Genomic DNA, 20,349 nt, shown 5'->3' on the forward strand with positions numbered 1-20,349 from the left:
CCCCCGCACCCCCACCGGCAAGGTCCGCAAACCCGACCTGCGGTGAGTCGGCCGCGCAGGCGCACCGCGCTCGCGTAGCCGTGGGGTTCGCCGGGTGCGCGCCGGGTTCCCACGTCCCCAGCGCTGGGCGCGTTCGGCGTGCGGGTGGGATTCGACGCGGCCGTGCTCGCCCACCCGGCGGGAACCGGCCCGGCCTCCCCAGGACGGCCCCGGCGACCCGCCCCTCGACCGGCACCGGGCGGGACGCCGCGTCAGAGCCAGTCGTCCTCGCGGGGCCAGATCAGGGGCGGCGGCGGTTCCTCCACGTTCGCGTAGCCGCCGCGGTAGAACAGCAGCGGGCGGCGCGGGTCTCCCTCGCCGAGGGCGTGCACCCGGCCGACGACGACGTAGTGGTCGCCCGCCTCGTGGACCGCGTCGACGGCGCAGTCCGCCCACGCCAGCACGTCGTCGAGCACCGGGGATCCCGAGGGCGCCGGGTGCCAGCCGACCTCGGCGAACTTGTCCGCACCACCGCGGCCGAACGCGGTGCTCACCGCTTCCTGCCGGTCGGCGAGCACGTTCACGCAGAACCGCCCGGACGCCGCCAGCAGCGGCCAGGTCCGGGAACCGCGCCCGGGGCAGAACAGCACCAGCGGCGGGTCCAGCGACAGCGCCGCGAACGACTGGCACGTGAAGCCGACCGGGCGGTCGCCGTCCATCCCGGCGACCACGGTGACCCCGGTGCAGAACCGGCCGAGCACGCGCCGGAAACTCGCCTGGTCCGGTTCGACCCGCCCGGTGGCCGAGGTCATCCGCGGGCCCCGATGCTGAAGTCGTGACCCCACAGGCTCACCGCGGTGCTCTCCCGGGCGATCCAGTCCTCGTCGGCGACCTGCCTGCCCTCGCAGCCGAACTCGACGTCGAAGCCGCCGGGCGAGCGCAGGTAGAACGACAGCATCAGATCGTTGACGTGCCTGCCCAGCGTCGCCGACAGCGGCACCTTCCGCCGCTGCGCGCGGTCCAGCGCCAGGCCCACGTCGTCCACGTCGGCGACCTCCACCATGAGGTGGACGATGCCGCTGGGCGTCGGCATCGGCAGGAACGCCAGGCTGTGGTGGCGCGGGTTGCAGCCGAAGAACCGCAGCCACGCCGGTTCCCCGTCGGCGGGCCTGCCGACGAGTTCGGGGGCGAGCCGCATCGAGTCGCGCAGCCGGAAACCCAGCACGTCGCGGTAGAAGTGCAGCGCCGCCGCGTCGTCGTGGGTGGACAGCACCACGTGCCCGAGGCCCTGCTCCTCGGTGACGAACCGGTGCCCGTAGGGGCTGACCACGCGGCGGTGCCGCAGTTCGGCGCCGTGGAAGACCTCCTGGGTGTTGCCGGAGGGGTCCTCGAAGCGGATCAGCCCGCACACCCGCCGGTCGGCGAGGTCGGCGGCGTCCCCGGCCTTCCAGGACACCCCGGCGGCGTCCAGGTTCCGCGCCACCTCGGCGACTTCCGCTTCGTTCGCGGCCTCCCAGCCGGTCTGGGCGAGCCGGTCGGCCTCCCCGGGGACGATCACCAGCCGGGCCGGGAAGTCGTCCATCCGGAAGTACACCGCGTCCGGGTCGGGCCCGTCGCCCTCGATCATGCCGAGGACCTTGGTGCCGAACACCCGCCACGCCTCGACGTCGGTGGCCTCGATCCGCAGGTATCCCAGCGAGCGGATGCCCATCGCGCACTCCCTCGATCGTCAGTCCAGCAAGAAGTCCTGGACGAGCCGGTTGAACTCGGCGAACTTCTCCAGCTGCGCCCAGTGCCCGCAGCCGCCGAAGACGTGCAGCTGCGCGCGCGGGATCAGCTTCAGCGCCAGCAGCGCCCCGTCCAGCGGGTTCACCCGGTCCTCGCGTCCCCACACCAGCAGCACCCGCTGCCGCAGCCGGTGGGCCTCCCGCCACAGCAGGCCCTGCTCGACGGTCTCGGCGCGGCGGAACGACTCGCCCATCGCGCGCATCGCGGCCAGCGACTCCGGGTCGGCGGCGGCCGCGTAGCGCTGCTCCAGCAGCTCGTCGGTGATCAGCGACTGGTCGTGCACCATGGTGCGCAGGAACGCTTCGAGCTTCTGCTTGCTCGGCCCCGGCGGGGCCGAGAACTCGGCGAGCCGCCGCACGCCTTCGGTGGGGTCCGGCGCGAACAGGTTCAGGCTCAGCCCGCCCGGGCCCATCAGCACCAGCCGCCCGGCCCGGTCCGGGTGCTCCAGCGCGAAGCGGACGGCGGTCCCGCCGCCGAGCGAGTTGCCCAGCAGGTGCGCGCGTCCCAGCCCGAGCACGTCGAACAGCTCGTGCAGGGCGGTGGCGCTGTGGGTGAAGTACTGGCCGTGCTCGGTGGGCTTGCCGGAACGGCCGAAACCGGGCTGGTCCACGGCGATGGTGCGGAAGTTCCGGGCGAGCACGGGGACGTTGCGGCTGAAGTTGCTCCACGCGGAGGCGCCGGGGCCGCCGCCGTGCAGCAGCACCACCGCGTCGGCGTGCTCGGGGCCCGCCTCGTGGTAGTGCAGCCGCAGCCCGGACGGGAGTGCGGCGGTGCGGCCGGTGGAGTGCTCGTCGAGCTCGGTTTCCGCTGCGGTGCCCACGGTTTCTCCCCTCACACCATCGAATCCTTGATCGGCAGGCCGAATTCGCCGGTGCCGAACATCGTGTAGGCGCGTTCCGGGTCGTTGGCGGCGTGCACCCGCCCGGCGTGCGCGTCCCGCCAGAACCGCTGGATGGGGGTGCCGGTGGCCAGCGCCCGCCCGCCGGAGTTCTCGAAGAGCCGGTCGATCGCCTCGATGCAGCGGGTGGTGGCGCGGACCTGGTCGCGGCGGGCGCGCAGCCGCAGCGCCATCGGCACCTGCTCGCCGGCGGCGACGAGCTCGTACTCCTCGGCGATGTTGCCGCTGAGCTGCAGCCAGGCGGCGTCGATCTCGCTGGCGGCCTCGGCGATGCGCACCTTCGCGAACGGGTCCTCCTTGGACTTCTCGCCGGCGTAGGCGGCGCGGACCCGTGCTCCCTGGTGCTCGACGTGCGCGTCGTAGGCGCCCTGGGCCATGCCGATGATGGGCGCGGTGATGGTGGTGGGGTGCACGGTTCCCCACGGCAGCCGGTACAGCGGGCCGGTGTTGATCTCGTGGCCGGGGCAGCGGACCTCGGACATGGCCAGGAAGCTCAGCGCGCGGTGCGCGGGCACGAACACGTCGTCCACGACGACGTCGTTGCTGCCGCTGCCGCGCAGGCCCACGGTGTCCCACACGTCGTCGACGCGGTAGTCGCCCAGCGGCACCAGGTAGGTGCAGAAGTCCACCACCTCGCCCGCCGCGTCGTGGGCGGGCCCGCCGACGAACGCCCAGCTCGCGTGGTCGCAGCCGGAGGAGAAGCTCCAGCGCCCGGACAGCCGGTAGCCGCCGTCGACGACGGTCGCCCGGCCCATCGGCGCGTAGGAGGAGGACACCAGCGTGCTCGGGTCCTCGGCCCACACCTCGTCCTGCGCCTGCTGCGGGAACAGCGCGAGGTGCCAGGGGTGCACGCCGAGGATGGAGGCGACCCAGCCGGTGGAGCCGCAGGCGCTGCCGAGCAGCCGGACGGCGCGGTAGAAGTCGACCGGGTGGGCTTCGACGCCGTCGTAGCGGGCGGGTTGCAGCATCCGGAAGAACCCGGTGCGCTGGAGCTCCTCGATGGTCTCCTCGGGGAGGCGGCGGGCGTCCTCGGCCTTCTGCGCGCGTTCCCGCAGCCCCGGCAGCAGCCCGCGCACCTCGTCGACGATCCGCCGCCCGTCCTGCTCGCTCATCACGCGCTCCCGTTCCCGCGCCCGCGGGCACGTCGTGGAACTTGTTCCGCCGGTGGCTCGACTCGTGGTGCTGAACCCGTTTCCAGCACGGCTCGCGCACCACTCGCCGATACTAGAACACGTTCTCGTTCATGTCGAGGATCGGGCACCGTCCACATCGGACTCCGCTGCCGCCCGCAGCTCCAGCGCGAGCGCGATCAGCTGGTCTTCCTGCCCGCCGACGAGCTTCCGCTCCCCCGCCCGCACCAGCAGCGCCGCCGCGTCCACCCCGTAGCGCTCGGCCTGCACCTCCGCGTGCCGCAGGAAGCTCGAATACACCCCGGCGTAGCCCATCATCAGCGCGGCGCGGTCCAGCAGGCATTCCTGCGGCATCGCCGGGCGCACCACGTCCTCGGCGGCGTCGGCGATCGCGAAGAAGTCCACGCCGGTGCGGATGCCCAGCTTGTCGCACACCCCGACGAACGCCTCCACCGGCGTGTTGCCCGCCCCGGCGCCGAACCGGCGGGCGCTGCCGTCGATCTGCACCGCGCCCGCCCGCGCCGCGGCCACCGAGTTCGCCACCGCCACGCCCAGGTTCTCGTGCCCGTGGAACCCGACCTGCGCCTCCGCGCCGATCTCGGCGGCGATCGCCGCGACCCGGTCGGCGACCTGCTCCAGCACCAGCGCCCCGGCCGAATCCACCACGTGCACGCACTGGCAGCCCGCGTCCACCATGATCCGGGCCTGCGCGGCCAGCTCCTCCGGCGGGCGGGAGTGCGCCATCATCAGGAATCCGACGGTCTCCAGGCCGCGCTCCCGGGCCAGCCGGAAGTGCTGCACCGACACGTCGGCCTCGGTGCAGTGCGTGGCGATCCGGCACACCTGCGCACCGCCGTCCTGGGCGGCGGCGATGTCGTCGAGCACGCCGACGCCGGGCAGCACCAGGAACGCGATCTTCGCGCGGCGGGCGGTGCGGGCGGCGAGCGCGATCAGCTCCTGCTCGGGCGTGGCGGAGAAGCCGTAGGTGAACGAGGAACCGCCGAGCCCGTCGCCGTGGCTCACCTCGATCACCGGCACCCCGGCCCCGTCGAGCGCGGTCACGATCGCGCGCACCTCCTCGGCGGTGAACCGGTGCCGCTTGTGGTGCGAACCGTCGCGCAGCGAGGTGTCGGTGATGCGCACGTCCAGCTCGTCGGAGAACGTCCTGGGCAGCTCGGTCACGAGATCCGCTCCTCCGCGTCGGCCGGGCGGCCCGCGCGGACGAGCTGCTCGCCCACCCGCACCGCCGCGGCGGTCATGATGTCCAGGTTCCCCGCGTACGGCGGGAGGAAGTCACCGGCGCCTTCGACCTCGACGAACACCCCGACCCGCAGGTCGTCGCCGAGCAGGTCGAACTGCGGTTCGCCCAGCAGCCGGTAGCCGGGCACGTAGCCGGCGATCTCGGCGACCATCCGGTGCAGCGAGCCGCTGATCGCCTCCCGGTCGGAATCCGGTGGCACCGCGCAGAACACGGTGTCCCGCATGATCATCGGCGGGTCGGCCGGGTTGAGCACGATGATCGCCTTGCCGCGCGCGGCGCCGCCGATGCGCTCGATCCCGCGGGCGGTGGTGCGGGTGAACTCGTCGATGTTCGCCCGCGTGCCCGGACCCGCCGACACCGACGCGACCGAGGCCACGATCTCGGCGTAGCGCACCGGGGCGGCACGGGCGACGGCGTGCACCAGCGGGATGGTGGCCTGCCCGCCGCAGGTGATCAGGTTCAGGTCGGGTGCCGCCAGGTGCTCGCCGAGGTTCACCGCCCCCCCCACCGCCGGGCCCACCGCCGCCGGGGTGAGGTCCACGGCCCGGATCCCGGCTTCGGCGTAGCGGGGCGCGTTCGCGCGGTGCACGGCCGCGGAGGTCGCCTCGAACACCACGTCGGGGCGCTCGTCCTGGGCCAGCAGCCAGTCCACCCCGCCCGCGTCGGCGGCCACCCCGAGCTCGCGGGCCCGCCGCAGCCCCGCGCTGCCCGGGTCGATGCCCGCCATCCAGCGGGGCGCCAGCAGCGGGGACCGGTGCAGCTTGTGCAGCAGGTCGGTGCCGATGTTGCCGGACCCCACGATCGCCGCGGTCGCCTTGCCCGTACTCATCATCGAGCTCCTCGAAGCGTCATCGGAACGTCACCGACGAGGCGCCGAGCCGCCGCCCGCCGGTGCTGAACTCGGCCGTGAAGGCCGCCCCCGCCCCCACGTCCACCGCACGGGTGCAGGAACCGGGCAGCACCACGTGCCCGGCGCGCAGCCGCACCCCGAACCCGGCGACCTTGCGCGCCAGCCACGCCACCGCCCGCACCGGATCGCCGAGCACCGCGTCCGATCGCCCGGTCGCGACCCGCTCCCCGTCCCGGTGCAGCACCGCGTCGATGGCCCGCGGATCGACCGAATCCGGCGGAATCCGCTGCTCCCCCAGCACGAATCCGGCGGAGGAGGCGTTGTCGGCGATGGTGTCGGCCAGCCGGATGCGCCAGTCCGCGATGCGGCTGTCGATCAGCTCGATCGCGGGCACCAGCGCCGCGGTCCCGGCCAGCACGTCGCGTTCGGTGCAGCCGTGGCCGGGCAGGTCGGCGCCGAGCAGGAACCCGACCTCCACCTCCACCCGCGGGAAGCAGTAGCGCCGCACCGCCACCGGCACGTCCGGGTCGAGGCGCATGTCGGCGAGCAGGTGGCCGTAGTCGGGTTCGTCGACGCCCATCATCGCCTGCATCACCGGGGAGGACAGGCCCACCTTGTGCCCCACGACCTCGGTGCCGGGCAGTCGTCGCCGGATGTTGCCGAGCTGGATCTCGTAGGCGTCCTCCGCGGTCAGCAGGGGGTGCGAGTCGGTCAGCGGCGGGATCGGGGCCCGGTCCCGCTCGGCCCGCCGCAGTCGCGTCGCCAGGTCCTCGCGCTGGTCATCCGTGAGCACGTTCCCCTCCTCCACCGGGCGCCAGCCAGTGCCCCGCGCGCCGCCCGGAGAACACGCAGTCGGCCAGCGAGAGCCCGCTGACGTAGGAGTTCGAGCACAGCCCCACCGCGGTGCGCCCCGCGGCGTGCAGCCCGGGCACCGGCCGGTCCCGCTCGTCGAGCACCGCACCGGTGTCCTCGTCGACGCGCAGCCCGCCGAGGGTGAGCATCGGGCACGGGTAAGCGGCGCTGGGCCGGATCGACAGGTCCAGCAGCGTGTACGGCGGGGTGCGCAGCGGCCGCACGAACTCGGCGGGTTTGCCCACCGGGTCCGCGCCGGGCGCGGCGGTGTCGTGGGCGTGGGCGGTGGCGGCGAGCCCGGCCGGGTCGATGCCGGCGAGCTCGGCGACCTCGGTGATCGTCGGGGCGGTCACCGCTCGGCGGTGCAGCAGGTGCAGCGCCTGCAGCAGCTGGAACCACACGGTCTGCCGGGGCAGCGAGCGGAGCGCGCGGCGCCGGGTCTCGGCGTCGATGAGCAGCCAGCCGCGCCCGCCGTGGTGGTGGACCAGCGCATCGCCCAGCGCGGCGCCGTAGCGGGATTCGTCGCAGACCCGCTTCCCGTGCTCGTCGACGAGCACGCCGTGCAGGAACTCGCTGGGCGGGGTGATGAACCGCCACACCGAGACGTTGCCGAGCTTGTCGGTGGTGCCGCCCGCGGACCGGCCGAGCCGGATGCCGCTGCCGTCGTCGGCGCGGGTGCCCAGCGGCAGCCCGCCGCGGTGGCGCGGCGCGTGGTGGCGCAGCAGCTCCCGGTCGGCGATGAACCCGCCCGCGGCGAGCACCACCCCGCGGCGGGCGCGGATCCGCAGCGGCACGGCGCGGCGGCGTTCGACCCGTTCGGCGACCGCGTGCAACCGCCGGGCCAGGACGGGCAGGTAGATGCCGGGTTTCGCGGCCAGCCGCGCAGCGGTCCGGTGCAGCGCCCGCGCGGGCCGGGCCGCGGTGCGCAGGGTGGCGCACTCGACGCCGTGCACCTCGCCGCCGTCGCGGATCAGCCCGGTGACGCGGGTCTGGTCGAGGATCCGCACCCCGGCGGCGCGCACCGCTCGGGCCAGCGCGGTGTGCAGCACCTTCCCGGAGGTGCCGCGCCCCACCGGCCGGTGCCCGCGCGGCGCGGGCCGGGCGAGGTCGCGGAAGCCGCCCGCGGCCTCGCTGCCGGAGTAGTACAGGTGGTGGCGGCGACTCGGGTAGGAGGTCTTGTACGGCGCGAGGGCGTCGCCGAAGCGCACTCCCCTGGCTTCCAGCCAGTCGATCATCTCGGGGCCACCCGCGCAGAAGCGGCGCAGCGTCGCCGGGGACACCGCGTCGCCGACCTCGGCGCGCAGGTAGGCGTACACATCCTCGACCGAGTCGGTGACGCCCGCGGCGCGCTGCGGGCGGGTGCCGCCCCCGGCGTAGACGATGCCGCCGGAGAGCCTGCTGGTGCCGCCCCCGCCGAACCGGTCGAGCACGACGACCTCGGCACCGGCCTCGGCGGCTTCGAGCGCGGCGCAGGCGCCCGCGACGCCGAACCCCACGACGACCACGTCCGCCTCGATCTCCTCGCCCACGGCACCCTCCGAGTGAAACAGGTTCTGCATCGGCCACTCGACTGCACGTTCATGTTCCAGGTCGTCACCGTAGCGCCACGTCGACTAAAACTATAACCTGTTTCAGTATTGCGAGCGATGGAGGTGGCATGAGCGCACCCGTCCCGACACCCGACGACCGGTTCGACGTCGTGGTCGTAGGCAGCGGCGCGGCCGGGATGACCGCGGCGATCACCGCCGCGCGGGCCGGCCTGCGCGCGGTGCTGGTGGAGAAGGCCGCCCGCTACGGCGGATCCACCGCGCGCTCCGGCGGCGGCCTGTGGCTGCCGGGCAACGCGGTGCTCGCCCGCCACGACGACACCCCCGAGCGGGCCGCGGCCTACCTGGACCACATCGTCGGCGACACCGCCCCCGCCGAACTGCGCCGCGCGTTCCTCGACCACGGGCCCGCGATGCTCGACGAGGTCCTCGCCGCCACCCCGCTGCGGCTGCGCTGGGTCCCCGGCTACTCCGACTACTACCCCGAAGCCCCCGGCGGACGGGCCGAAGGCAGATCCGTCGAACCGAAACCCCTCGACGGCCGCCTCCTCGGCGACGAGCTCGACCGGCTGGAACCGGACTTCACCAAGGCACCGCCGAACTTCGCCGTCACCCAAGCCGACTTCCGCCGGCTCAACCTCGTCGCCCGGCACCCCCGCGGCGTGTTGCGCGCGCTGCGCGTCGGCACCCGCTACCTGCTCGCCACCCTGCTGCGCAAACGGCTGCTGGTGCGCGGGCAAGCGCTCGCCGCCGCCCTGCGCGCCGGACTCCGCGACCAGGGCGTGCCGCTGTGGCTGGACACCCCGCTGCTCGACCTGCTGCACGAGGACGGCCGCGTCACCGGCGTGCTGGTGCGCCGCGACGGCGCGGAGGTCGCGCTGCGCGCGCGCCGCGGCGTGCTGCTGGCCGCGGGCGGCTTCGAACGCGACGCCGAGATGCGCCGACGCCACCAGCGCGCCCCCATCGGCACCGACTGGACCGTCGGCGCCGCCGCCAACACCGGCGACGCGATCCGCGCCGCCCAGCGCATCGGCGCCGACGTCGACCTGATGGACGACGCCTGGTGGGGACCGTCGATCCCGCTCACCGGCGGCCCCTGGTTCTGCCTCGCCGAACGCACCCTGCCCGGCTGCCTCCTGGTCAACGGCGACGGCGAGCGGTTCGTCAACGAGGCCGCGCCCTACGTCGACGCCGTGCACGCCATGTACGGGCCCGGCGACGGACCCGCCCGCAACATCCCGACCTGGCTGATCGCCGACCAGCGCTACCGGAACCGCTACCCGTTCGCCGGGCTCGGCCCACGCCGCCCGTTCCCCCGCCGCTGGTACGACGCCGGAGCCGTCCACCGCGCCGACACCCTCGCCGAACTCGCCGCCGCCATCGACGTCCCCGCCGAACCGCTGCGCCGCACCGTCGAACGGTTCAACGCGCACGCCCGCACCGGCGAGGACACCGACTTCGGCCGCGGCCGCAGCGCCTACGACCGCTACTACGGCGACCCCACCAACCGGCCCAACCCCTGCCTGGCGGAGCTGACCACCGCCCCGTACTACGCGGTGCGCATCGTGCCCGGCGACCTCGGCACCAAGGGCGGGCTGCGCACCGACGCGCACGCCCGCGTGCTGCGCACCGACGACGCACCGATCCCCGGCCTCTACGCGGCGGGCAACACCAGCGCCGCCGCGATGGGCCGCACCTACGCCGGACCGGGCGCCACCCTCGGCCCGGCCATGACCTTCGGCCACCTCGCCGCGCTGCACATGGCAGGCGCGGCACCCGAACCCGCTGCGAACCCCGACCGGGGTGAACGGAGGAGCCAGCGATGACGCCGAACGACGACGTGCGCACCATCGACGTCGGAACCCCGCCCACCAGGTTCGCCCGCGGCTGGCACTGCCTCGGCCTCGCCGAGACCTTCAAGGACGGCAGACCGCACCCCGTCGAAGCCTTCGGCGGCAAGCTCGTCGTCTTCCAAGCCGGCGACGGCGCGCTGCACGTCCTCGACGCCTACTGCAGGCACATGGGCGGCGACCTCAGCCAGGGCAGCATCAAGGGCGACGCCGTCGCCTGCCCGTTCCACGACTGGCGCTGGTCCGGCGCAGGCCGCTGCGTCGGCATCCCCTACGCCAAGCGCATCCCGCTGCGCGCCCGCACCCAGGCCTGGACCTGCCTGGAACGCAACGGGCAGCTGTTCGTCTGGCACGACCCCGAGGGCTCCGCACCCACCGACGAGGTCGCCATCCCCGAACTCCCCGAGGTCGGCGACCCGGAGTGGAGCAGCTGGACCTGGGACTCGGTGTTCATCGAAGGCTCGCACTGCCGCGAGATCGTGGACAACGTGGTGGACATGGCGCACTTCTTCTACGTGCACTTCGCCTTCCCCACCTACTTCAAGAACGTCTTCGACGGGCACGTCGCCACCCAGTACCTCAACACCAAGGGCCGGCCCGACGTCGGCTCCCGCTCCAACTACTCCGGCGAGGACAACCTCGGCGTCTCCGAAGCCTCCTACTACGGGCCCTCCTACATGATCGACCGGCTGTGGAATCAGCACCGCGGCACCACCGTCGAGACCATCCTGATCAACTGCCACTACCCGGTGACCGCGAACTCCTTCGTGCTGCAGTGGGGCGTGCTGGCCAAGAAGCTGCCCGGCCTCGACGACGAGCAGGCCGACGCGATGGCCGCCAAGATCGCCAAGGGCACCAGCGTCGGATTCCTGCAGGACGTGGAGATCTGGCGCAACAAGACCCGCATCGACAACCCGCTGCTGTGCGAGGAGGACGGCCCCGTCTACCAGCTGCGCCGCTGGTACGACCAGTTCTACACCGACGTCGCCGACCTCACCGAGGACATGACCGGCCGCTTCGAGTTCGAAGTGGACACCACCCGCGCGAACATCGCCTGGGAGCAGGAGGTCGCCGACAACCTGGCCCGCCGGGCGGACTCCCCGTGAACCCGCCGGACTGGGCCAAAGCACCCGCGGGCGACGCCGCGCTGCACGAACGCACCGCCGCCGACCGCCGCGAACAGCTCGAAGGCGGCCTGCGACCGGTGCGCTGCGACCGGTGCGGAACCTGCGTGCTGGCCAAGAAGAACAGCCCCGCCCACACCAGCGTGCAGTGGACCCGCCGCGCCGCCCAGGACTGCCCCGCGCTCGCCGACGCCGCCCGCGGCGGCAGCACCGCGCACGTCCCCGGCTGCCCCGACCTGGAGGACAGCATCGGTGCGCGGCTGCGCCACGATCGGGAGGCGCCATGATCCACCGGCTCAAGGTCGACGAGGTCGTCGAGGAATCCCCGGACGCCCGCTCCCTCGTGTTCGCCGACCCCGGGGACGACTTCTCCTACCGCCCCGGGCAATTCCTCACCCTGCGGGTTCCGGGCGAGCGCGGCGGCTCCCTCGCCCGCTGCTACTCGCTGTCCAGTTCCCCGCACACCGGCACCGCCCTGCGGGTCACCGTCAAACGCGTGCCCGACGGCCGCGGCTCCAACTGGCTGTGCGACCACGTCACCGCCGGAACGGTGCTGGACGTGCTGCCCCCCGACGGCGGCTTCAGCCCGAAGTCGCTGGACGCCGACTTCCTGCTGCTGGCCGGCGGCAGCGGCATCACCCCGATCATGTCCATCACGCGCTCCGCGCTCGCCGCCGGGACCGGCCGGATCGCCCTGCTCTACGCCAACCGGGACGAACGCTCGGTCATCTTCGCCGAAGCGCTGCGGCACCTCGCCGCCGAACACCCGGAACGGCTCGTGGTGCTGCACTGGCTGGAGACCGTGCAGGGCCTGCCCGACGCCGCGGCGCTGCGCGCGCTCACCGCACCGTTCGCCGACCGCGAGGTCTTCGTCTGCGGCCCGAACGCGTTCATGGACGTCGCCACCGAAGCCCTCGCCACCGCCCCCGGGCGGCTGCACGTGGAGCGCTTCCACTCGCTGACCGCCAACCCCTTCGAGCAGGACCCGCCGACCGCGGCGGAGGACGCCGCGGGAGGATGGGCCACCGCGCACGTGGAGATCGACGGCGACCGGCACCGGCTGGACTGGCCCCGGCGGCAGCGACTGCTGGACCTGCTGCTGGACCGCGGCATCGACGCCCCGTTCTCCTGCAGGCAGGGCGCGTGCAGCGCCTGCGCCTGCCGCATCACCGCCGGGGAGGTCAGCATGGAGCGCAACGACATCCTGGAGCAGCAGGACCTCGACGACGGGATCGTGCTGGCCTGCCAGTCGTTCCCGGTCACCGACGAGGTCCACGTCAGCTACGAGTGAAGGAGCCGCATGCCCATCGACCCGGACCTGGCCATCGGAGCCACCGTCGCCGACCAGGACGTCACCTGGACCGAATCCGACGTGCTGCTCTACCACCTCGCGCTCGGCGCCGGAGACCCGCCGACCGATCCGGGCGAACTGCGCTACGCCTACGAGCAGGACCTGCACGTGCTGCCCACCTTCGCGGTGGTGGCGCCGAACCTGCGCCAGTTCGAACCTCCGGCGCTGTCCTTCCCCGGCGTCGAAGTGGACCTGGCGAAGGTGCTGCACGGCTCGCAGGAGATCACCCCGCACCGCCCGCTGCCGGTCTCCGGCGGCGCCCGCGCCACCACCCGCATCGTCGACGTGCTGGACAAGGGCAAGGCCGCGGTGATCGTGCAGGAGACCGTGCTCACCGACGCCGCCGGGCCGCTGTGCTCCGCCCGCTCGATGATCTTCGCCCGCGGCGAGGGCGGCTTCGGCGGGCACCGCGGTGCCACCCCGCGCGTCGAACTCCCGCGGCGGGAACCGGACCTGGTGGTCGACTCCCGCACCGAACCGCGGCAGGCGCTGCTGTACCGGCTCTGCGGCGACCGCAACCCGCTGCACGCCGATCCCGCGTTCGCCGCGGCCGCCGGGTTCGAGCGACCGATCCTGCACGGGCTGTGCACCTACGGCGTGGTGTGCAAGTCCATCGTGGACACCGTGCTCGACGGCGAGGTCGCCCGCGTCGCCTCCTTCGGCGCCCGCTTCGCCGGCGTCGTGCACCCCGGCGAGACCCTCCGCACCCGCGTCTGGACCGAACCCGGTGGCGAACTGCTCGCCACCACCACCGTCCCGGAACGGGACGACACCGTCGTCCTCGACGGCATCACCCTCACCACCAGGTGAGCTCGGCTCAGGTGCGCCCCGCGGCGTTGAGCAGGTCCAGCGCGCTGTGCTGGCAACCGTGCCCGACACCCGGCTCCACCCACGGCCCGTTCCAGTGCGGACCGTACGAGTCCTGCTCGTCGCGGTCGCGGGCGTGGGCCGCATCCGCCTGCCGCGCCAGGTAACCGGTGTACGGGTGGTCGGCCAACTCCGCGTTCAGCACACCCAGCCCGCGCACGTACGGCCCCTTGAACGAAGCCCCGTCACCATCGCAGTCGTCACCCTCGACCGGCTCGCGCAGGACCCCGTCCGGGTTCAGGTAGGCCGAGCCGGTCGAGGCGTCGGCGAGCGCCCGCGCCCGCTCCAGCAGCGCCGCGTCCCCGGTGGCGCGGTGCAGCTCCACCAACCCGCCCAGCAGCACGCCCTGGTTGTACGTCCACGCCGTGTCGCCGTTGTTCGCGCACTCCCCGGTGAGCCCGTCGTTGACCAGCCCGCCCTCCCCGATCATGCCGCTGCCCTCGAACCACGACCACCCCTCGCGAGCCCGCTGCAAGTAGGTCGTGTCCCCGGGAATCCTGTTGTGCAGCGCCGCGTTCAGCTCGACGTAGAGCTCGTTGGTGATCGCGTTCTTGTAAGCCTTCTCCCGGTGCCACAGCACCCCGCCACCGCACTCCGGCGTCCAGTGCGCCGCCATGTGGTCGGCGTCGGCGCGCGCCGTCGCCAGGTACCGCTCGTCCCCGGTGAGGTCGTGCGCGGCCACCCATGCCAGCCCCCACCACCCGGTGTCGTCGAGGTAGTCGTTGCGGAAGTCCCCGCCCTGGGCGTTCAGGTTCAGCTCGTAGGTGCGGGCGATGGCGTGCTCGTGCTCGCGATCCCCGCTGATCCGGATGCTCTCGATCAGCGCCGTCAGCGCGTTCGCCGAGGTCCACCAGTTCCCGGTGTCGAACAGCCCGATGTCCTCGCGGTAGCGCCCCATCAACGCCGTCGCGGCCGCACCGCCGGGGCTGTCCGCGACGCCCGCCGCGGGCGCGGCCGGGGCGCACAGCAGCAGGCAGCACAGCAGACCGAGCACTCGGAATCCGGTCATGGCAGCCCCCTCCGCCCCGCCCGGTGCCGCGCGGGAGCGCTTCCACGATCACCGGGCCCGCGCGGCGCTGTCAACGCGGCTCACCCCGGCGGCGGCAGGCCGCTGCCGGTCCACTCCGGAACGTGGAGGAAGCTGGACGCGAAAAAGGGGAGCCACCGCTCCCCTTCCCCGTCCAACTTATAACGCACCGGGGTCCTTGCGGCAAGACCCCCGACATGGCGCACAATCAGCCGCCGAAGCCGAGACCTGCGAAAACGAGATGTGTCCTCGTCCACATCCGCGGTCGGCACGGGCGCGGCCGGGAAGGGGAGCGCGCCCGGCAGCGGTTTCGAACGAGGGGACGAGCACCGGCAGCGGCATCGCCGGCGCTCGAAGCAGTGCGAGGAAGACGGTTCAGCGACTGTGAGGGGCCCGTGTCAGCACAGGGGTACGAAGAGGAATTGCGGTCCGAGCGCGACCACGTCGCCGGTCTCTACGCGAGGCTCGACGCGGAGCGCGCCCGGGTGCGCGGCGAGTACAAGGCATCGCTGCGCGGTGACGGCGAGTCGCTGGTCGAGCGGGACGTGCAGGTGCGCGCGCTGGCGCGCGAGGTGCGGCGGCTGGACGTGGTGGACAACGGGCTGTGCTTCGGCAGGCTCGAAGCGGAGTCCGGGCAGCGCTCCTACATCGGCCGGATCGGGCTGTTCGACGCCGACGACGACTACGAGCCGCTGCTGCTGGACTGGCGCGCCCCGGCGGCCCGCCCGTTCTACGTGGCGACCGGCGCGCACCCGGAGGGCGTGCGCACCCGCCGCCAGTTCCGCACGAACAACCGCGAGGTCCTCGGCTTCACCGACGAGCACCTCGGCGGCCCCGACGGCGCCGAGGAGGGGGACGCCGCGCTGCTGGCGGCGGTGAACGCGCCCCGCGGCGGCGAGATGCGCGACATCGTCGCGACCATCCAGGCCGAGCAGGACGAGATCATCCGGCTGGAGCACCAGGGCGTGCTGGTGATCGAGGGCGGGCCGGGCACCGGCAAGACGGTGGTGGCGCTGCACCGCGTCGCCTACCTGCTGTACACGAAGCGGGAGCGGATGGAGCGCCACGGCGTGCTGGTGGTGGGCCCGAACCCGGCGTTCCTGCACCACATCGGCCGGGTGCTGCCCTCGCTGGGCGAGACCGACGTGGTGTTCATGACGCCCGGCGACCTGGTGCCGGGCCTCCAGGTCAGCGCCGAGGACGCCCCGGAGGTCGCCCGGACCAAGGGTTCGCTGCGGATGCTCGACGTGCTGGCCGCCGCCGTCGCCGACCGCCAGCGGCTGCCCGCGGAACCGCTGCCGATCGAGCTGTCCGACGCCGCGGTGCGCATCGACGCCGACACCGCCGAGTGGGCGCGGCAGGAGGCGCGGGACACCGGGCTGCCGCACAACGAGGCCCGGGCCACCTTCATCGAGATCGTCACCTAAGTGCTCACCGAACGGGCGATCACCCGCATCGGCCGGGGCTGGCTGGACAAGCAGGACGTGGCGGCCCGCGAGCAGCTGCGCCGCGACCTGCGTGCGGAACTGGCCGAGAAGCCGGAGTTAGCCGCCGCGCTCGACGAGCTGTGGCCGGTGCTCACCCCCCCAGGAACTGCTGGCCGACCTGTACACCTCCCCGGAGCGGCTGCGCGCGGCGGGAGCCGACGCGGCGCTGCTGCGCACCGACGGCGTGGCGTGGACGGTGTCGGACGTGCCGCTGCTCGACGAGCTGGTGGACCTGCTGGGGCGGGACAAGCCGGCCGAGCAGGCCGCGAAGCAGGCCGCCGAGCGGGAGCGCAAGGCCGAGCAGGAGTACGCGGCGGGCGTCCTGGAGATCATGGAGGTCGAGCGGCACGACATGATGGACGACGAGGACCACCTGCTCGCCCAGGACTTGGTGTACGCCGAGGACCTCGCCGACCGGTTCGTGCAGCACGACACCCGCAGCCTCGCCGAGCGCGCCGCCGCCGATCGGGATTGGACCTACCGGCACGTCGTCGTCGACGAAGCGCAAGAACTGTCCGAAATGGACTGGCGGGTGCTGATGCGGCGCTGCCCGGCGCGGTCGTTCACCGTGGTCGGCGACCTCGCGCAGCGCCGCTCGGCGGCCGGGGCGACTTCCTGGGGTTCGATGCTGGACCGCTACGTGCCGGGCCGCTGGCAGTACCGGCCGCTGTCGGTGAACTACCGCACCCCGGCGGAGATCATGGCGATCGCGGGTTCGCTGCTCGCCGAGTTCGCCCCGGAGGTGACGGCACCGGAGTCGGTCCGCTCCTGCGGTGTTCCCCCGTGGTCGCGGCGGGTCACCGACGAGGAGCTGCCCGCCGCCGTCGCGGAGTTCACCCGGGCCGAGGCCGACCGGGAGGGCACCTGCGTGGTGATCGGGCCGCCGGACGTGCCGGGCGCGGTGCCCGCTTCGGAGACGAAGGGCCTGGAGTACGACGCGGTCCTGGTCGTCGATCCGGACCGGATCCTCGCCGACGGCCCGCGCGGCGCGGCGGAGCTGTACGTGGCGCTCACCCGCGCCACCCAGCGGCTCGGCGTGCTGCACCGCGAACCGCTGCTCCGGGCGCTGTCCGGGCTGGTGGAGCTCGACGGCCCGGTGCCGGCGGGTTCGACGCAGTAGTCACCGGACGGCCGCGGCCGGGGCCCTGCTCCTCCGCGGCCATCTTCGGTCGGTTCGCCTTCGAGCATTGATTTCACTCGACACTGAACTGATCGCACCACTTAATGGGTCCGATGCCGCGGCCCCGAGCGTCGATCGAGGACTCGGACCAACGGCGAGGCCTGCGGCTGCACCGGCAGGGCGCGCCCGCGGACCTCGCTCGCGATGCTCGATCCCGCCTCCGGCGGTCTACGACCCGCGCCAGCTGCGCCGCAGCGAAGCCGATCCGGCGAAGCCCCGGCGCCGCCGCAGGCACCCCGGCACCTCCAGCACCCGACGGACCGCGATCCCCGCACCCATCCACGCCCGAGCTCGCCGCGCTCCGGCAACCACTCCCCACTCCCCAGCCGCACAGGTGCCCCACACTCCGGCCGCGCGCAGCCAGGTGCGGCTCGACGGCCTGGCCGGAGCCGCGCGGTCGGCGAGCCCTCACAGTTCGCGCAGGCGATCCGCCTCCGACACCGCACTGGGCCGACGGCCACGTCGACGCCGAAGCCGGACCGCCCGCCACCTGCGCCGCACCCCTGGGCCGGCTCTACCCACGCCCACTCCGCACAAGCGGCCGCCCCTCACCGCCCTCCTCAGCTTCGCCGCTTTTCTCCTCACCCACATTGATTTCACTCGACACTGAACTCACCGCACCCTTTGACACACGGCGAGTCGGGCGTCCCACGAGACCCGACCTCGGCCGAACAGGCCCCGCTGAGGTTCCGCCACCCACCCCCTCGCGGGAGGCGCGGTCACCCCCGCCGAAGACCGCGGAAGGTTCGGCGGAGGTCTGCTACCCAGCCCTCGGGGTTCTCCCACGGGATGAAGTGCCCGCCGCGGTCGTGCGCGTTGACGTTGACGTGGTTGAACCAGGCGGCCTGCGGCCCGTCCTCGAACGCCCGGACCCGTTCGGCGGCGGTGCGGATGCCGGGCGGGTTCTCGTAGGTGACGAAGGTGAGGCCGACCGGTGCCTGCACGACGGGCTTCCGGTCGTGCGCGGGCGTCCACGGGTACCGGTTGGCGTTGGCGTAGTAGCGCAGCGAGGTGCCGATCGAGTTGGTCGCCCAGTAGATCGTGGCGTGCGTCAGCAGCTCGTCCGCGGTGAACACCGATCCGAGGTCACCGCCGTTGTCGCTCCACGAGTTCCACCGCTCCAGCAGCCAGGCGAGCAGCCCGGCGGGCGAGTCGCTCAGCCCGTGCGCCAGGGTCCCGCCGTCGAGCACGTGCACGGCGAGGTGCGAGGCCGAGCGGCGGTCCAGCTCGACGATCCGGTCCCGCAGCTCGGCGGGCTGGTCGTCGGTGAGCGGCCGGTTCCGGACGAAGTCCCAGGCGCGCGGACCGGTGAAGAAGTCCAGCGGCAGCCCGGAACCGATGTGGATGCCGTGCAGCTCGTCGGCGTACTTGTGCCCGAGCTGGCTGGAGACGAGGCCGCCGATGTCGCAGCCCCCGGCGGCGTACTTCGCGTGCCCCAGCACCTCGGTCATCAGGACGTGCCAGAGGTCGGCGACCTTCCAGAAGTTGACGTCGGAGAAACCGGTGAGCGGCCCGGGGAACCCGAATCCGGGCAGTGACGGCACGATCACCTCGAACGCGTCCGCCGGGTCGCCGCCGGACGCGCCCGGATCGGCGAGCGGGTCGATCACCTTCGACCAGTGCCAGAACGTCCACGGCCAGCCGTGGGTGAGGATCAGCGGGATCGGGCGGGGTCCGCGGCCCGGCTTGCGCATGAAGTGCACCGGCACCCCGGCGACGGTCACCTGGTAGTGCTCGTAGGCGTTGATCGCGGCCTCCGCCGCGCGCCAGTCGTAGCCGTCCCGCCAGTGCTCGACCAGCTCGCGCAGGTAGCCGGCGGGGACGCCGTAGGACCAGTCGTCGTTCCCCTCGTCCAGCGGCGACCTGGTCGCGGCGAGAGGCGCGCAGGTCGGCCAGCACCTCGTCGGAGACGTGGATCGGAACGGGGTCCAGGGGGAACCGGGTGGTCATGGTGCGGTCCTCGCTCGGTCGGGTGACGGGTTGCGGAGCCGAGCCGCCGCCCGGAGCGCCCGGGCGCGGACCTCCGGCGCCGCAACGATTCCACGAGCACGTCGCGCGGTACAGCGGTCCGAGTCCGCGGCGGAGCGGTGCCGGGTGCTGTTCCAATGGGGCCATGACAGAGCTGCGCACCCTGGGTTCGTCCGACCTCGCCGTCTCCCGCCTCTGCTTGGGCGGCAACGTGTTCGGGTGGACCGCCGACCGGAACGACTCGTTCGCCGTCCTCGACGCCTACACCGCGGCGGGCGGCAACTTCATCGACACCGCCGACTCGTACATGAACCGGCCGGGCAACGAGCCCGGGCAGTCCGAGCGGATCATCGGCGAGTGGCTCGCCGCCCGCGGCGGCCGGGACGACGTGGTCATCGCGACGAAGGTGGCCCACCACCCGGACTTCAGGGGGCTCGCGCCCGCCAACGTCAAGGCGGCCGCGGAGGCCTCGCTGCGCCGGTTGGGCACCGACCGGATCGACCTGTACTACACGCACTTCGACGACGAATCCGTGCCGGTGGCCGACATCATCACCGCGCTCGACGAGCTGGTTCGGGAGGGCAAGGTCCGCGCGATCGCCGCCTCCAACATCAGCCCGCAGCGGCTCGCGGACTCGCTGGCGTTCTCCGAGCGGGAGGGCCTGGCCCGCTACGTCGCGCTGCAACCGCACTACAACCTGGTCTCCCGCGACACCTACGAGGGCGAGCTGCGGGACGTCGTCGAACGGGCCGGGCTGGGGTGCGTGCCGTACTTCGCACTCGCTTCCGGTTTCCTCACCGGCAAGTACCGGCCGGGCAGCACCGTGGACAGCGAGCGCAGCGAACCGCGGCTGGCCGGGCGGTACGCGGGCAGCGAGCGCTCCGCGCGGGTGCTCGCCGCGCTGGACGAGGTCGCCGCCGAGCGGGGCGCGGCGCACGCGACGGTGGCGCTGGCGTGGCTCGCGCGGCAGCCGACGGTGGTCGCGCCGATCGCCTCCGCCCGCAACACCGAGCAGCTGCCCGCGCTGCTCGCGATGCACGACCTGGAACTGACCGCCGACGACCTCCGGAAGCTGGACGCGGCCTCCGCCTGACTCCGACCAGACCCCTGGCCGGTGAGCACCCCCGCCACCGGCCGACGGCACGACCGCCGCGCGCGCCGGGGGGGCGCGGCGACCCCCACCCCCCCCC

The 20,349-nt window shown here is 73.5% G+C and carries 16 protein-coding genes and 1 pseudogene; 7 read left to right on the forward strand and 10 right to left on the reverse strand.

The genetic code is table 11. The features are described from left to right. Positions 1 to 251 precede the first annotated feature (251 nt). The 8 genes from hsaB to LCD33_RS18405 form a co-directional block, all read right to left on the reverse strand. On the reverse strand, positions 252 to 791 hold the full coding sequence (hsaB, locus tag LCD33_RS18370) for a 3-hydroxy-9,10-secoandrosta-1,3,5(10)-triene-9,17-dione monooxygenase reductase subunit (RefSeq protein WP_224959200.1): 540 nt from the start codon (positions 789 to 791) through the stop codon (positions 252 to 254). Then, positions 788 to 1,690: an iron-dependent extradiol dioxygenase HsaC gene (hsaC, locus tag LCD33_RS18375; RefSeq protein WP_224959199.1), complete on the reverse strand. Its 903-nt coding sequence runs from the start codon at positions 1,688 to 1,690 to the stop codon at positions 788 to 790. Before hsaC ends, hsaB begins: the two co-directional genes overlap by 4 nt. A gap of 18 nt (positions 1,691 to 1,708) precedes the next feature. Beyond that, positions 1,709 to 2,587, reverse strand: a complete 879-nt coding sequence (hsaD, locus tag LCD33_RS18380) for a 4,5:9,10-diseco-3-hydroxy-5,9,17-trioxoandrosta-1(10),2-diene-4-oate hydrolase (RefSeq protein WP_374201662.1) — start codon at positions 2,585 to 2,587, stop codon at positions 1,709 to 1,711. Between the two features lie 11 nt (positions 2,588 to 2,598). Beyond that, on the reverse strand, positions 2,599 to 3,777 hold the full coding sequence (gene hsaA, locus LCD33_RS18385) for a 3-hydroxy-9,10-secoandrosta-1,3,5(10)-triene-9,17-dione monooxygenase oxygenase subunit (protein ID WP_224959198.1): 1,179 nt from the start codon (positions 3,775 to 3,777) through the stop codon (positions 2,599 to 2,601). A 129-nt stretch (positions 3,778 to 3,906) separates the two neighbouring features. Then, complete coding sequence (dmpG, locus tag LCD33_RS18390) at positions 3,907 to 4,977, reverse strand: 4-hydroxy-2-oxovalerate aldolase (RefSeq protein ID WP_224968232.1); 1,071 nt, start codon at positions 4,975 to 4,977, stop codon at positions 3,907 to 3,909. After that, positions 4,974 to 5,885 carry an acetaldehyde dehydrogenase (acetylating) gene (locus LCD33_RS18395; protein WP_224978083.1) on the reverse strand — a complete coding sequence of 304 codons (912 nt, stop codon included), beginning with the start codon at positions 5,883 to 5,885 and terminating at the stop codon, positions 4,974 to 4,976. Before LCD33_RS18395 ends, dmpG begins: the two co-directional genes overlap by 4 nt. Positions 5,886 to 5,904: 19 nt before the next feature. Continuing rightward, complete coding sequence (locus tag LCD33_RS18400) at positions 5,905 to 6,699, reverse strand: 2-keto-4-pentenoate hydratase (protein ID WP_224968236.1); 795 nt, start codon at positions 6,697 to 6,699, stop codon at positions 5,905 to 5,907. Next, on the reverse strand, positions 6,686 to 8,317 hold the full coding sequence (locus tag LCD33_RS18405; protein WP_224968238.1) for an FAD-binding protein: 1,632 nt from the start codon (positions 8,315 to 8,317) through the stop codon (positions 6,686 to 6,688). Before LCD33_RS18405 ends, LCD33_RS18400 begins: the two co-directional genes overlap by 14 nt. A gap of 98 nt (positions 8,318 to 8,415) precedes the next feature. On the opposite strand from LCD33_RS18405, the gene kstD reads away from it, so the two are divergent. The 5 genes from kstD to LCD33_RS18430 are packed head-to-tail and all read left to right on the forward strand — an operon-like array spanning position 8,416 to position 13,440. Further along, positions 8,416 to 10,131: a 3-oxosteroid 1-dehydrogenase gene (gene kstD / locus LCD33_RS18410; RefSeq protein WP_224968240.1), complete on the forward strand. Its 1,716-nt coding sequence runs from the start codon at positions 8,416 to 8,418 to the stop codon at positions 10,129 to 10,131. Next, a complete protein-coding gene (locus tag LCD33_RS18415; RefSeq protein WP_224968243.1) occupies positions 10,128 to 11,261 on the forward strand; it encodes a Rieske 2Fe-2S domain-containing protein in 1,134 nt (377 codons plus the stop codon). The genes kstD and LCD33_RS18415 overlap by 4 nt, the downstream gene beginning before the upstream one ends. Then, on the forward strand, positions 11,258 to 11,566 hold the full coding sequence (locus tag LCD33_RS18420; protein ID WP_373689954.1) for a hypothetical protein: 309 nt from the start codon (positions 11,258 to 11,260) through the stop codon (positions 11,564 to 11,566). The genes LCD33_RS18415 and LCD33_RS18420 overlap by 4 nt, the downstream gene beginning before the upstream one ends. Continuing rightward, positions 11,563 to 12,570: a ferredoxin--NADP reductase gene (locus LCD33_RS18425; protein ID WP_224968244.1), complete on the forward strand. Its 1,008-nt coding sequence runs from the start codon at positions 11,563 to 11,565 to the stop codon at positions 12,568 to 12,570. Before LCD33_RS18420 ends, LCD33_RS18425 begins: the two co-directional genes overlap by 4 nt. Positions 12,571 to 12,579: 9 nt before the next feature. Then, positions 12,580 to 13,440 (forward strand): MaoC/PaaZ C-terminal domain-containing protein, encoded by an 861-nt coding sequence (locus tag LCD33_RS18430; protein ID WP_224968246.1) that lies wholly within the window; start codon positions 12,580 to 12,582, stop codon positions 13,438 to 13,440. A gap of 7 nt (positions 13,441 to 13,447) precedes the next feature. On the opposite strand, the gene LCD33_RS18435 is transcribed toward LCD33_RS18430, so the two are convergent. Beyond that, positions 13,448 to 14,506, reverse strand: a complete 1,059-nt coding sequence (locus LCD33_RS18435; RefSeq protein WP_224968248.1) for a glycoside hydrolase family 76 protein — start codon at positions 14,504 to 14,506, stop codon at positions 13,448 to 13,450. Positions 14,507 to 14,919: 413 nt separating this feature from the next. Here LCD33_RS18435 and helR point away from each other — a divergent pair. Next, positions 14,920 to 17,131: pseudogene (gene helR / locus LCD33_RS18440) on the forward strand (RNA polymerase recycling motor ATPase HelR). A 779-nt stretch (positions 17,132 to 17,910) separates the two neighbouring features. On the opposite strand, the gene LCD33_RS18445 reads toward helR, so the two are convergent. Next, on the reverse strand, positions 17,911 to 19,047 hold the full coding sequence (locus LCD33_RS18445; RefSeq protein WP_224968252.1) for an epoxide hydrolase family protein: 1,137 nt from the start codon (positions 19,045 to 19,047) through the stop codon (positions 17,911 to 17,913). A gap of 266 nt (positions 19,048 to 19,313) precedes the next feature. On the opposite strand from LCD33_RS18445, the gene LCD33_RS18450 reads away from it, so the two are divergent. After that, positions 19,314 to 20,252, forward strand: coding sequence for an aldo/keto reductase (locus LCD33_RS18450; protein WP_224959201.1), 939 nt, complete (start codon positions 19,314 to 19,316; stop codon positions 20,250 to 20,252). Positions 20,253 to 20,349: the final 97 nt, after the last annotated feature.

The sequence above is a fragment of the Saccharopolyspora sp. 7B genome, from assembly GCF_020177435.1.
Lineage (GTDB): Bacteria > Actinomycetota > Actinomycetes > Mycobacteriales > Pseudonocardiaceae > Saccharopolyspora_C > Saccharopolyspora_C gregorii.